Below are 13,539 nucleotides of genomic sequence, written 5' to 3' on the forward strand. Positions count from 1 at the left end.
ATCGTCTGGTCCAAACCAACCTTTAGATATTTTTTCAGGATCGCGTTAATTTTTTTAGCCACGGAAAAGCTCTTCTCTATTACCGTTATTCCCGCCATTAAAAAAAAGAAATTAACCGTAAACTTTCCCCCATTAAGGCCGATAACCCCACTATTCGTTCTACGTGTCGATAGATTAAGGAATAAATATGGCAAGTATTTCATCATTGGGGATTGGTTCGGGTCTTAAGTTAGCAGACATTCTGGATAGTCTGACCACGGCCGAAAAAGCACAGCTGACGCCAATTTCCAAACAACAGACATCGTATACCGCCAAGCTGAGCGCTTACGGCACGTTGAAAAGTTCACTGGAAGCGTTTCAGACCGCCAACACCGCGCTGAATAAAGCCGACCTGTTTACAGCGACCAGCACGTCGAGCAGTACCACGGCATTCAGCGCCACCACTACCGGCAGCGCGATTGCCGGTAAATACACCATCAGCGTGTCGCAGCTGGCGCAGGCGCAAACCCTGACGACCAAAAACGCGCAGCCGGATACCAAAACGGCCATTGCCACGGCTGACAGCAAGATCACCTTTACCGCCGGTAACGGTAAAGATCCGGTGACCGTCGATATCAGCGCGGCAAACTCCTCGCTGACCGGCATTCGCGATGCGATTAACAAAGCTGACGCCGGCGTGACCGCCAGTATTATTAACGTCGGTAATGGTCAGTACCGTCTGTCCATCACCTCCACCGAAACCGGGGCGGACAACGCGGTCAGCATCAGCGTGAGCGGCGACAGCGCCCTGCAATCCTTTATGGGTTACAACGGCACCAGCACCGACGCCAGCAACGGCATGACAGAAAGCGTCACCGCGCAGAACGCGAAGCTGAAGGTGAATAACGTTGATATCGAAAACAGCAGCAACACTATCAGCGATGCGCTGGAAGATATCACCCTGAACCTGAACGACGTCACCACCGGTAACCAGACGCTGACGATCGCTAAAGATACGTCGAAAGCGGAAACGGCGATGAAAGCCTGGGTGGATGCCTACAACACCCTTCAGGACAGCTTTGCATCATTAACCAAATATACGGCAGTTGATGCGGGTACAGATGCGCAGGACTCCAGCAACGGTGCCCTGCTCGGGGACAGCACGCTGCGTACTATTCAGACGCAGCTGAAAACCATGCTGGGCAACTCCGTCGGCGGAACCGCCTATAAAACGCTGTCTCAGGTCGGCATTACTTCAGATCCAAGCACGGGTAAGCTGGAGCTGGACAGCGACAAGCTGAAAAAAGCGCTGACGGATAACCCGTCTGCGGTGAAAGATTTGGTTGTGGGTGACGGTAAAACCACCGGGATCACTACCACCATGGCCACCCATCTGACTGACTGGCTTTCCAGTAAAGGCATTATCCAGGCGGCCAAAGATGGCGTCAGCAAAACGCTGAACAAGTTAACGGATCAATATAACGCCGTGAGCGAACGTATTGACGCGAGAGTGGCGCAGTACAAAGCCCAGTTTACCCAGCTGGACGTACTGATGACCTCGCTGAACAACACCAGCAGCTACCTGACGCAGCAGTTCGAAAATACGTCCAGCAACAAGTAGTAAACGCTAATCAGACCCGAGGGGGATAACATGTACGGCGCAAAAGGCACGCAAGCCTACGCAAAGATAGAAGTTGAAAGCGCGGTGATGAGCGCCAGCCAGCAGCAGCTGGTTATCATGCTATTTGATGGAGCCCTCAGCGCGCTGGTACGCGCGCGTCTGTTCCTGGCAGACGGTAATATCCCGGCAAAAGGGCTGGCGCTCTCAAAAGCCATCAACATTATCGAAAACGGGCTGAAGGTTGGCCTGGTGGAAAATAACGGTGATGAGCTTACGCAAAACCTGATTGCCCTTTATGCCTATATGGTACGTCGCCTCCTGCACGCCAATGTGAATAACGACGCCAGCGCCATCGAAGAGGTGGAAAACTTGCTGCGCAATATCGCTGACGGGTGGAAGGAGGTTGCCGGTACGCCACAACTGATGCAGGACGCCGTCTAATGAGTAACGCACCGCAACTTTATGCCCTTTATCAGCAACTCCTTGAGCAGAGCCAGTTGATGTTGCGACTGGCCCGGCAGGGACTATGGGATGATCTGATCATCTGTGAAACCGACTATGTTAATGCGGTGCACTCACTGGCTCGTCTCACTCAGGAAAGTGAACCTTCGATGCAGATTCAGGAGCAGCTTCGCCCGACGCTGCGGGTGATCCTGGACAACGAAGGCCAGGTAAAAACGTTGCTGCAAGCCAGAATGGATGAGCTGGCGAAGCTGGTCGGGCAATCCTCCATCCAGAAAACCGTTCTCTCCACCTACGGTAACCAGGGCGGTCATGTCCTGGTTCCGCAAAGTAATAGCGATATTAATTAGCCATTTAACTGGCGGGCAAACGTTAACCGTTTCGTTCGCCAGGCATTTCTGCCAAACCTGCTCCATACTTGAGTTTCGCGACCTCATGGAGATGGTGCATGCGCAACCCAACACTTTTACAATGTTTTCACTGGTACTACCCCACCGGCGGTGAACTGTGGCGAGAAGTCACGGCATTAGCCCCCAACCTGAACGAAATCGGCATCAATATGGTCTGGTTACCGCCGGCATACAAAGGGGCATCCGGCGGCTATTCCGTCGGGTATGACTCTTATGACCTTTTCGACCTCGGTGAGTTTGACCAGAAAGGCAGCGTCGCCACCAAATACGGCGATAAAGCCCAGCTGCTGGAGGCCATCAACGCCTTAAAAAGCAACCAGATTGCGGTGCTTCTGGACGTGGTGGTCAACCATAAAATGGGGGCCGATGAAAAGGAACCCGTCCGCGTGCAGCGCGTGGATGCTCAGGATCGCACCCAAATCAGCGATGAGATCATCGAATGCGAAGCCTGGACGCGTTACACCTTCCCCGTTCGGGCCGGGCAGTATTCGCAATTTATCTGGGATTACAAATGCTTCAGCGGTATCGACCACATTGAAAACCCCAATGAGGACGGTATCTTCAAAATCGTGAACGACTACACCGGCGAAGGCTGGAACGATCAGGTCGACGACGAGATGGGCAATTTCGATTACCTGATGGGTGAAAATATCGATTTTCGCAACCATGCGGTGACGGAGGAGATCAAATACTGGGCGCGCTGGGTGATGGAGCAAACCCACTGCGACGGCTTCCGCCTGGACGCGGTAAAACACATCCCGGCCTGGTTCTATAAAGAGTGGATTGAGCACGTCCAGGAGGTGGCCCCGCAGCCGCTGTTTATTGTGGCGGAATACTGGTCTCACGAAGTGGATAAATTGCAGCACTACATCAATCAGGTGGACGGTAAAACCATGCTGTTTGATGCGCCACTGCAAATGAAATTTCACGAAGCCTCACGCCAGGGACGCGACTACGATATGAGCCAGATTTTCACCGGTACGCTGGTGGAAGCCGATCCGTTCCATGCCGTGACGCTGGTTGCCAACCACGATACCCAACCCTTGCAGGCGCTGGAAGCCCCGGTTGAAGCCTGGTTCAAACCGCTGGCCTACGCGCTCATCCTGCTGCGTGAAAACGGCGTGCCGAGCGTGTTCTACCCGGATCTTTTTGGCGCCAGCTATGACGACACCGGCGGGGATGGCGAGACGTATCACATCGATATGCCTGTGATTGAACAGCTCCACGAGCTGATCCTCGCCCGGCAGCGTTTTGCCCACGGCGTGCAGACGCTGTTTTTCGATCATCCAAACTGCATTGCGTTCAGCCGCAGCGGGACTGAGGAACACCCGGGCTGTGTTGTGGTGCTGTCGAATGGCGATGACGGCGAGAAGACGATCTGCCTCGGGGAGAATTACGGCAACAAGACCTGGCGTGATTTTTTAGGCAACCGCGAGGAAACCGTGACCACGGCGGCGGATGGCGAAGGGACGTTCTTCTGTAACGGGGGAAGCGTCAGCGTCTGGGTGATTGAGGACGCGCTGTAGTGCTGGGAAAGTGCGGCCTGATGCCCTCACCCCGACCCTCTCCCACCGGGAGAGGGAGCAAACCCTAAAAACGGCAATATGATTGCCGTTTTGCTTTTACCGCTACGGAAGCTTACTATCCAGCGGATTCTTGCTCAGGTAATCTGCGCATTCCACCGTTGGACGGTCAACCTTGTACAGTTCCATACCGTCATACTCCAGCGCCGCCCCATCACGCTCCAGCGGATAGACATCCAGCTTACGCGTCACGTTGTAATAATCATCTGAACGCAGCATGATCTTACCCGGCACCGCGATAACGCGCTGCCACTGACGGCAATCCAGCGTATCCCCCTCTGGCGTCACCACCAGCGTGGCGATCGCTTCCGGGCTCACCATCGCGCTCTGCGGCCCTTTCGACTGCCAGTAACCTGCCAGTTGCGAAGGTACCGGGTGCTTAATCACTTCCTGATAGTTATCTACCTGAACACATCCCGCTAACGTCAGCATCGCAGCCACAATTGCTACTTTTTTCATCATCTTTCCTGCATGCGAAGAAAAAAATATTGTGGCATTAAAGCCATCAGGCTGCCAGCGTAAGATAGGTATTGATTAAACCTGCATGCCCATCACTTCCTGGTATGCCGACACCAGCTTGTTACGCACCTGCAACCCCATCTGCAATGACACCGACGCTTTTTGCAGATCGGCCATCACATCGTTGAGCGCCACGCCGGGTTCGCCAAGGGTAAATCTCTCAGCCTGGGTACGGGCCGCGTTTTGCTTGTCGCTGATCCGGTCCAGCGCCGCATGCAGTTGACCGGCGAAGCTAACGCCCGGCGGCTGGTCAGCCACGCTCTGATTACGGGCGGTCATCGCCGTTGCCTGTAACTGACTGAGTACCCCTTCAATGCCCTGTATAGCCATGACTCTCCCCTGGATGGTTTTTTACGAGGTCAAGACTAACAGCTTGTCAATAAGATAATGGCGGTAAATAGCGTTAAAAAACCAGGTTATTTGACGCATAGAAAATCCCGAATCATCAAATAATGGCAGGGCCATCAGTATGGAACTTTTGTCGTGTTTGCCGACCCGGGAGTCAGTTTTGTTTCTCTACACGAATAACGTAAACCACCAGGATTTAAGAGGTGCGCAATGAGTGCGACAGCAGCATCGACAGCGCCACAGAATAAATCACTCGAGTGGATGAACCGCCTTCGCGCCAACCCTAAGATCCCGTTGATTGTGGCAGGCGCTGCCGCCATTGCGATCGTTGTCGCGATGGTCTTATGGGCAAAAAGCCCGGATTACCGCACGCTCTACAGCAACCTTTCTGACCAGGATGGCGGTGCCATCGTCACCCAGTTAACCCAGATGAACATCCCGTATCGCTTTGCCGATAACGGTGGTGCGCTTGAAGTACCGGCAGATAAAGTGCACGAGCTTCGCCTGCGTCTCGCCCAGCAGGGGCTGCCAAAAGGCGGCGCGGTTGGTTTTGAGCTGCTGGATCAGGAAAAATTCGGCATCAGTCAGTTCAGCGAGCAGGTTAACTATCAGCGCGCACTGGAAGGTGAGCTGGCCCGTACGATTGAAACCTTAGGCCCGGTGAAAAGTGCCCGCGTGCACCTGGCGATGCCTAAGCCGTCCCTGTTTGTCCGTGAACAAAAGTCCCCTTCGGCCTCTGTGACCGTTAACCTCGAACCTGGCCGTGCGCTGGATGAAGGGCAGATCAGCGCCGTCACGCACCTGGTCTCCAGTGCGGTGGCCGGCCTGCCGCCGGGTAACGTTACGCTGGTGGATCAGAGTGGTCATCTGCTGACGCAGTCCAACACCGCCGGGCGCGATCTCAATGACGCCCAGCTGAAATACGCCGCGGATGTGGAAGGCCGTCTCCAGCGTCGCATCGAAGCGATTCTGGGCCCGGTGGTCGGCAGCAGCAACGTACACGCGCAGGTCACAGCGCAGATTGATTTCTCGAATAAAGAACAGACCGAAGAGCAGTACGCCCCGAACGGGGATGCCTCCCGCGCCGTGTTACGCTCGCGTCAGATCAATGAGACGGAACAGGTCGGCGGACAGTATCCTGGCGGTGTGCCGGGCGCGCTCTCTAACCAGCCTGCGCCTGCCAACGCCGCGCCAATCTCCACCCCGCCGGCAAACCCGCAGAACGGTCAGCAAACGAATCAGCAGACGACCTCGACCGCGAACAGTACCGGCCCGCGTAACAGCAGCCGTAACGAAACGACCAACTACGAAGTCGACCGGACTATCCGCCATACCAAACTGAACACGGGCGATATTCAGCGTCTCTCTGTTGCCGTGGTGGTGAACTACAAAACGCTGCCGGACGGTAAACCGCTGCCGCTCACGGCGGAGCAGATGAAGCAGATCGAAGATTTAACCCGCGAAGCGATGGGCTTCTCTGAAAAACGTGGCGATACCCTCAACGTTGTGAGCTCACCGTTCAACCCGGTGGATGAGACCGGTGGCGAACTGCCGTTCTGGCAACAGCAGGCGTTCTTCGATCAGCTGATGTCCGCAGGCCGCTGGCTGCTGGTGCTGATTGTCGCGTGGCTGCTGTGGCGTAAGGGCGTTCGTCCTCAGCTACAGCGCCGTGCTGAAGCCGAGAAAGCCGCGCTGGAACAGAAGAACGCGCGTCCGGACGAGGAAGAAGCGGTTGAAGTTCGTCTCAGCAAAGATGAACAGATGCAGCAGCGCCGTGCTAACCAGCGTATGGGCGCAGAGGTGATGAGCCAGCGCATTCGCGAAATGTCAGATAACGATCCGCGCGTCGTCGCGCTGGTCATCCGCGGTTGGATGGGTAACGAACATGAGTAATACGCTTACAGGCACCGATAAGAGCGTCATCCTGCTGATGACCATTGGCGAAGATCGCGCGGCGGAAGTGTTTAAACACCTCTCCCAGCGAGAAGTGCAGATCCTCAGCGCGGCGATGGCCAACGTGCGCCAGATCTCCAACAAGCAGCTGACAGAAGTGCTGGCGGAGTTTGAGCAGGAAGCCGAGCAGTTTGCCGCGCTCAACGTCAACGCCAACGAATACCTGCGCTCCGTGCTGGTTAAGGCGCTGGGCGAAGAGCGCGCCGCCAGCCTGCTGGAAGATATTCTCGAAACGCGCGACACCGCCAGCGGGATCGAAACGCTCAACTTTATGGAGCCGCAAAGCGCCGCCGATCTTATTCGCGACGAGCACCCGCAGATTATCGCCACCATTCTGGTCCACCTCAAACGGGGTCAGGCAGCCGATATTCTGGCGCTGTTCGACGAGCGCCTGCGCCACGACGTGATGCTGCGTATCGCCACCTTCGGCGGCGTCCAGCCAGCCGCGCTGGCGGAGCTGACCGAAGTGCTGAACAACCTGCTCGACGGCCAGAACCTCAAGCGCAGCAAAATGGGCGGCGTGAGAACGGCAGCGGAAATCATCAACCTGATGAAAACGCAGCAGGAAGAGGCGGTTATTACGGCGGTACGCGAGTTCGACGGCGAGCTGGCGCAGAAAATTATCGACGAGATGTTCCTGTTCGAAAACCTGGTCGAAGTGGACGATCGCAGCATCCAGCGCCTGCTCCAGGAGGTGGACTCCGAATCGCTGCTTATCGCCCTCAAAGGCGCCGAGCAGCCGCTGCGCGAGAAATTCCTGCGCAACATGTCCCAGCGTGCGGCCGATATCCTGCGCGACGACCTGGCCAACCGTGGCCCGGTGCGTTTGTCTCAGGTGGAAAACGAACAGAAAGCGATCCTGCTTATTGTTCGTCGTCTGGCAGAAACCGGCGAGATGGTGATTGGCAGCGGAGACGACACCTATGTCTGATGAACTGTCGTGGAAGCGCTGGACGCCTGACGATCTCTCCCCTCCCACCGCAGAGTTCACCCCTGCCGTTGTGTCGTCCGACGAGGGCGACGCCGGGGCGGGCATCCCCGAGCTGAGTGAAGAGGAACAGCGCGCCCAGATGCTGGCCCAGATGCAAATGCAGGCGCACGAGCAGGGCTTCAACGCCGGGATGAACGAAGGCCGTCAGACCGGGCACGCACAGGGTTATCAGGAAGGGCTGGCGAAAGGTTTAGAGCAGGGCATTGAGCAGGCGCGCCAGCAGCAGGCGCCGCTGCATGCCCGCATGCAGCAGCTGGTGAGCGAGTTTCAGCACACGCTGGATGCGCTCGACAGCGTGATTGCCTCGCGCCTGATGCAGATGGCGCTGGAGGCGGCCCGTCAGGTGATCGGCCAGACGCCGGTAGTGGATAACGCCGCGCTGATTAAGCAGATCCAGGGGCTGCTCCAGCAGGAGCCGCTGTTCAGCGGCAAACCGCAACTGCGCGTTCATCCTGATGATTTGCAGCGCGTGGAAGATAGCCTCGGCGCGACGCTGAGCCTGCACGGCTGGCGGCTGCGCGGCGATCCGTCGCTCCATCACGGAGGCTGTAAGGTCTCGGCGGATGAGGGCGATCTGGATGCCAGCGTCGCGACCCGCTGGCAGGAACTGTGCCGCCTGGCGGCACCGGGAGTCGTCTGATGACCGCTCGCCTTACGCGCTGGCTTAACACGCTCGATAATTTTGAAACGAAGATGGCGCAGCTGCCATCCGTTCGTCGTTATGGACGCCTGACCCGCGCCACCGGTCTGGTCCTGGAAGCCACGGGGCTGCAACTTCCGCTCGGCGCCACCTGCGTGATTGAGCGTCAGGACGGGGGGGAGACGCGTGAAGTGGAAAGCGAAGTGGTCGGGTTCAACGGTCAGCGCCTGTTTCTGATGCCCCTTGAAGAAGTGGAAGGGATTTTGCCCGGCGCCCGCGTCTACGCGAAAAACATCAGCGGTGACGGCCTGCAAAGCGGCAAACAGCTCCCGCTCGGTCCGGCGCTGCTGGGCCGCGTGCTGGACGGAAGCGGCAAACCGCTCGATGGCCTGCCCTCCCCTGATACCACCGAAACCGGCGCGCTGATCACCCAACCCTTCAACCCGCTGCAACGCACCCCAATCGAGCACGTACTGGATACCGGCGTGCGGCCGATTAACGCCCTGCTCACCGTGGGACGCGGCCAGCGTATGGGGCTGTTTGCCGGCTCCGGCGTGGGTAAATCGGTCCTGCTCGGCATGATGGCGCGTTATACCCAGGCGGACGTTATCGTGGTAGGCCTGATTGGTGAGCGTGGTCGCGAAGTCAAAGATTTCATCGAAAACATTCTGGGTGCGGAGGGCCGCGCCCGCTCGGTGGTGATCGCCGCGCCTGCGGACGTGTCGCCGCTACTGCGTATGCAGGGTGCCGCCTACGCCACGCGTATTGCGGAAGATTTCCGCGACCGGGGCCAGCACGTGCTGCTGATTATGGACTCCCTGACCCGCTACGCGATGGCGCAGCGTGAGATTGCGCTGGCCATCGGCGAGCCGCCCGCGACCAAAGGCTACCCGCCGTCGGTCTTCGCCAAGCTCCCGGCGTTGGTTGAGCGCGCGGGGAACGGCATCAGCGGCGGCGGCTCCATCACCGCGTTCTATACGGTACTGACCGAAGGCGATGACCAGCAGGACCCGATTGCCGACTCCGCGCGCGCGATCCTCGACGGCCATATCGTGCTGTCGCGCCGTCTGGCCGAAGCCGGGCACTATCCGGCAATTGATATTGAAGCCTCGATCAGCCGTGCGATGACGGCCTTGATCACCGAGCAACACTACGCCCGCGTGCGTAACTTCAAACAACTGCTCTCCAGCTTCCAGCGCAACCGCGATCTGGTAAGCGTCGGGGCGTACGCCAAAGGCAGCGACCCGATGCTCGATAAAGCGATTGCCCTGTGGCCGCAGCTGGAGGCATTTCTGCAACAGGGTATTTTTGAACGCGCCGACTGGGAAGATTCCCTCCAGGCACTGGAGCTGATTTTCCCGCAGGTGTAACACAGGTGGAGGGCGAAGGTCATGGCGCAGAACAGCGCGTTATCAACGCTGAAAGATCTGGCTGAAAAAGAAGTTGATGATGCCGCATTGCAGCTTGGCGCAATGCGACGCGGGTGCCAGCAGGCTGAAGAACAGTTGAAGATGTTAATCGACTATCAGCATGAATATCGCACCAACCTTAACACCGACATGACGCAGGGCATTGGTAGCCAGCGCTGGATTAACTATCAGCAGTTTATCCAGACGCTGGAAAAGGCGATTGAGCAGCATCGCCAGCAGCTTAACCAGTGGACGCAAAAAGTCGATACCGCGCTGAATTTCTGGCGCGAGAAAAAACAGCGGTTGCAGGCCTGGCAAACCTTACAGGACCGGCAGATTGCAGCCTCGACCCTGGCGGAAAACCGTCTGGATCAGAAAAAAATGGATGAGTTTGCCCAGCGCGCATCAATGAGGAAACCAGAATGATCACACTGCAACAACTGCTGATGACCGACAGCGACCCGTCCGGCGGCACGCTGACCGGGAAAGGCGCTGAGGGCGCGCAAGATTTTCTTTCTCTGCTGGCGGGCGCGCTGACCGAGACCACCGGCAAAGGCAAAGATGCCCCGCTGACGCTGGCGGATCTGAAAGCGGCGGGCAACAAGCTGTCGACAGCGGCAAAGGAAAAAAACGGTGATACCACGCTCCAGGCCAAAATCGCCGAGCTGCTCTCCCGTCAGGAGACCCTGACTGGTGAAGATACCGCCGTCTCCCTGCAAAGCCTCGTCTCCGGCCTGAAACCCGCCGCGAATACGGATGCGCTGAAGGCGCTGACCCAGCCGGAGGCGAAAACAAACAGCGAGACCACGACTGAAGAAGAGGAGCTGGCCGGGTTAAGCGCGCTGATGGCGATGTTACCGCACCAGCAGACCACCACCCCGGTAGCGACGCAGCCTGCGAGCACAGGGGAGATCGCCCCCCGAGCTGCCCTCCCCTCTACGCTAGCCCAGACGGACAACGGCCAGCATCAGCCGCTTAGCCATGCGTTAACGGGTCAGGAAAAAATGCCGGTTCAGGACAGCGACACATCGCTGCCCGCCACGGCAGCCGTTACGCCAGCCGTCGCAGAGAAGCAGGACGTAGCGAGCGCGGCGTCGTCTGCCGCCAGCCCAACCGCGACGCTGGCGCCGATCGTCAGTCACCTGGCGCCTTCACAGCCTGCCGCTACCGTTGCGACAGCGCCGGTGTTAAGCCAGCCGCTGGGCACGCACGAATGGCAGCAGAATCTGAGCCAGCACATCACCCTGTTCACAAAGCAGGGACAGCAGACCGCAGAGCTGCGTCTGCACCCGGAGGATCTGGGTCAGGTGCAAATTTCGCTTAAGCTGGATGACAACCAGGCGCAGTTGCAGATGGTTTCGCCCCACAGCCACGTCCGCGCGGCGCTGGAAGCGGCCCTGCCGATCCTGCGCACGCAGCTTGCGGAAAACGGCATTCAGCTTTCCCAAAGCAGCGTCAGCAGCGAGGGCTTTGCCGGGCAACAGCAGTCCTCATCCGGGCAGCAACAGCACACTTCGCGTTCCGGCCAGCATGGCGGGTTTAACGATGAGAGTGAAGAGTTATTGCCTGCCCCTGCCGCCCTGCAATCCGCCGCACGCGGCAGCCGTGCCGTAGACATCTTTGCCTAAACGCCAGAGGTAACGTGATTATCCCCGTCTTTTCCACGCTTTGACCTAAGCCGGACACGGGATAATCACCGTATTAAGCTGTACCGAAACAGGAAGCTCGTATCAGATGACAGACTCCGCTATCACCAAAAAAAGCAAGCGTTCCATCTGGATCCCGCTGCTGGTGTTGATTACCCTCGCGGCCTGCGCCACCGCAGGCTACAGTTACTGGCGTATGCAGCAAGAACCCTCCAGCGCGGCCGCCAAAGCTGAAGCGCCGCCTCCACCGGCGCCGGTCTTCTACCCGCTGGATACGTTCACCGTGAACCTGGGCGATGCGGATCGCGTGCTTTACGTGGGTATTACGCTGCGTCTGAAAGATGAAGCGACCCGTGCACGCCTGAACGACTACCTGCCAGAAGTGCGTAGCCGTCTGCTGCTGCTGTTTTCTCGTCAGGATGCCTCCGCGCTCGCCACCGATGTGGGCAAGCAAAAGCTGGTCGATGCCATTAAACAGACGCTGGCGACCCCGCTGGTAAACGGCCAACCTAAGCAGGAAGTCACTGACGTTCTGTATACAGCCTTCATTCTGCGGTAACGACATGGGCGACAGTATTCTTTCTCAGGCAGAAATCGATGCGCTGCTCAACGGCGACAGCGATAAAAGTGACGAACCGAAGCCGGGTCTGACCGGCGACGATAATATTCGTCCCTACGATCCCAATACCCAGCGTCGCGTGGTGCGCGAGCGTTTACAGGCGCTGGAGATCATCAACGAACGTTTCGCACGTCAGTTCCGTATGGGGTTGTTTAACCTGCTGCGTCGTAGCCCGGATATCACCGTCGGTGCGATCCGCATTCAGCCGTATCATGAGTTTGCCCGCAACCTGCCGGTGCCAACCAACCTTAACCTGATCCATCTGAAACCGCTGCGCGGTACCGGCCTGGTTGTGTTCTCGCCAAGCCTGGTGTTCATCGCGGTGGATAACCTGTTCGGTGGCGATGGCCGTTTCCCGACCAAAGTGGAAGGCCGCGAGTTTACCCATACCGAACAGCGTGTGATTAACCGCATGCTGAAGCTGGCGCTGGAATCCTACAGCGACGCGTGGAAAGCGATTAACCCGCTGGAAGTCGAGTACGTGCGTTCCGAGATGCAGGTGAAGTTTACCAACATCACCACCTCCCCGAATGACATCGTCGTGAACACCCCGTTCCACGTCGAGATCGGCAACCTGACGGGCGAGTTCAACATCTGCCTGCCGTTCAGCATGATTGAACCGCTGCGCGAACTGCTGGTGAACCCGCCGCTGGAGAACTCACGTCACGAAGATCAGAACTGGCGTGAAAACCTGGTGCGTCAGGTGCAGCATTCGCAGCTGGAGCTGGTGGCCAACTTCGCCGACATCTCCATGCGGTTATCGCAGATCCTGAAATTACAACCCGGCGACGTTTTGCCGATAGATAAACCCGACCGCATTATTGCCCATGTGGATGGTGTACCCGTGCTGACAAGCCAGTACGGCACGATTAACGGCCAGTATGCGTTACGCGTTGAGCACTTGATCAACCCGATTTTGAATTCGCTGAATGAGGAACAGCCCAAATGAGTGACATGAACAATCCGTCCGATGAAAACAGCGGAGCACTGGACGATCTGTGGGCTGACGCGTTAAACGAGCAGAAAACGACGCCGACGAAAAGCGCGGCAGACGCGGTCTTTCAGCAGTTAGGCGGCGGCGACGTCAGCGGCACGTTGCAGGACATCGACCTGATTATGGACATTCCGGTCAAGCTGACCGTTGAGCTGGGTCGCACCCGCATGACCATTAAAGAGCTGCTGCGCCTGACGCAGGGTTCCGTGGTGGCGCTTGACGGTTTAGCGGGTGAGCCGCTGGATATTCTGATCAACGGCTACCTGATTGCACAGGGCGAAGTAGTGGTGGTGGCCGATAAATACGGCGTACGTATCACCGACATCATTACCCCTTCCGAACGCATGCGTCGTCTGAGTCGTTAA

The 13,539-nt window shown here is 57.7% G+C and carries 15 protein-coding genes; 13 read left to right on the forward strand and 2 right to left on the reverse strand.

Annotated elements, in window-relative coordinates:
* The first annotated feature begins 187 nt into the window (after window positions 1-187).
* The 4 genes from fliD (at window position 188) to amyA (ending at window position 3,998) form a co-directional block, all read left to right on the forward strand.
* Window positions 188-1,600, forward strand: a complete 1,413-nt coding sequence (gene fliD / locus L379_RS09300; protein WP_017693218.1) for a flagellar filament capping protein FliD — start codon at window positions 188-190, stop codon at window positions 1,598-1,600.
* Between the two features lie 30 nt (window positions 1,601-1,630).
* The gene (gene fliS, locus L379_RS09295; RefSeq protein WP_003859616.1) at window positions 1,631-2,041 is read left to right on the forward strand and encodes a flagellar export chaperone FliS; all 411 of its coding nucleotides are present in this window, start codon (window positions 1,631-1,633) and stop codon (window positions 2,039-2,041) included.
* The gene (fliT, locus tag L379_RS09290; RefSeq protein WP_006811148.1) at window positions 2,041-2,412 is read left to right on the forward strand and encodes a flagella biosynthesis regulatory protein FliT; all 372 of its coding nucleotides are present in this window, start codon (window positions 2,041-2,043) and stop codon (window positions 2,410-2,412) included. Before fliS ends, fliT begins: the two co-directional genes overlap by 1 nt.
* Before the next feature lie 98 nt (window positions 2,413-2,510).
* Entirely contained in the window at window positions 2,511-3,998 is a 1,488-nt protein-coding gene (gene amyA / locus L379_RS09285) for an alpha-amylase (protein WP_003859614.1), read from the forward strand.
* 102 nt (window positions 3,999-4,100) lie between these two features.
* Here the strand turns inward: amyA and yedD are convergent, their stop codons facing one another.
* Complete coding sequence (gene yedD / locus L379_RS09280; protein ID WP_032654111.1) at window positions 4,101-4,514, reverse strand: lipoprotein YedD; 414 nt, start codon at window positions 4,512-4,514, stop codon at window positions 4,101-4,103.
* Window positions 4,515-4,589: 75 nt separating this feature from the next.
* Entirely contained in the window at window positions 4,590-4,904 is a 315-nt protein-coding gene (fliE, locus tag L379_RS09275; RefSeq protein ID WP_003859612.1) for a flagellar hook-basal body complex protein FliE, read from the reverse strand.
* A gap of 228 nt (window positions 4,905-5,132) precedes the next feature.
* Between fliE and fliF the strand changes: the two genes are divergently transcribed.
* From fliF to fliN, 9 genes are all read left to right on the forward strand, one after another.
* On the forward strand, window positions 5,133-6,815 hold the full coding sequence (gene fliF / locus L379_RS09270; RefSeq protein ID WP_032654113.1) for a flagellar basal-body MS-ring/collar protein FliF: 1,683 nt from the start codon (window positions 5,133-5,135) through the stop codon (window positions 6,813-6,815).
* Window positions 6,808-7,806: a flagellar motor switch protein FliG gene (gene fliG, locus L379_RS09265; protein ID WP_003859608.1), complete on the forward strand. Its 999-nt coding sequence runs from the start codon at window positions 6,808-6,810 to the stop codon at window positions 7,804-7,806. The genes fliF and fliG overlap by 8 nt, the downstream gene beginning before the upstream one ends.
* Window positions 7,799-8,506, forward strand: a complete 708-nt coding sequence (fliH, locus tag L379_RS09260) for a flagellar assembly protein FliH (RefSeq protein ID WP_032654115.1) — start codon at window positions 7,799-7,801, stop codon at window positions 8,504-8,506. Before fliG ends, fliH begins: the two co-directional genes overlap by 8 nt.
* Window positions 8,506-9,876, forward strand: coding sequence for a flagellar protein export ATPase FliI (gene fliI, locus L379_RS09255; protein WP_017693144.1), 1,371 nt, complete (start codon window positions 8,506-8,508; stop codon window positions 9,874-9,876). Before fliH ends, fliI begins: the two co-directional genes overlap by 1 nt.
* A gap of 21 nt (window positions 9,877-9,897) precedes the next feature.
* A complete protein-coding gene (gene fliJ, locus L379_RS09250) occupies window positions 9,898-10,341 on the forward strand; it encodes a flagellar export protein FliJ (protein ID WP_006811155.1) in 444 nt (147 codons plus the stop codon).
* On the forward strand, window positions 10,338-11,543 hold the full coding sequence (fliK, locus tag L379_RS09245) for a flagellar hook length control protein FliK (protein WP_032654117.1): 1,206 nt from the start codon (window positions 10,338-10,340) through the stop codon (window positions 11,541-11,543). Before fliJ ends, fliK begins: the two co-directional genes overlap by 4 nt.
* A gap of 106 nt (window positions 11,544-11,649) precedes the next feature.
* Entirely contained in the window at window positions 11,650-12,120 is a 471-nt protein-coding gene (fliL, locus tag L379_RS09240; protein ID WP_003859598.1) for a flagellar basal body-associated protein FliL, read from the forward strand.
* 4 nt (window positions 12,121-12,124) lie between these two features.
* On the forward strand, window positions 12,125-13,129 hold the full coding sequence (fliM, locus tag L379_RS09235) for a flagellar motor switch protein FliM (protein ID WP_003859594.1): 1,005 nt from the start codon (window positions 12,125-12,127) through the stop codon (window positions 13,127-13,129).
* Complete coding sequence (gene fliN / locus L379_RS09230; protein ID WP_003859592.1) at window positions 13,126-13,539, forward strand: flagellar motor switch protein FliN; 414 nt, start codon at window positions 13,126-13,128, stop codon at window positions 13,537-13,539. Before fliM ends, fliN begins: the two co-directional genes overlap by 4 nt.

It is taken from the genome of Enterobacter sp. MGH 33, from assembly GCF_000534535.1.
Lineage (GTDB): Bacteria > Pseudomonadota > Gammaproteobacteria > Enterobacterales > Enterobacteriaceae > Enterobacter > Enterobacter hormaechei_C.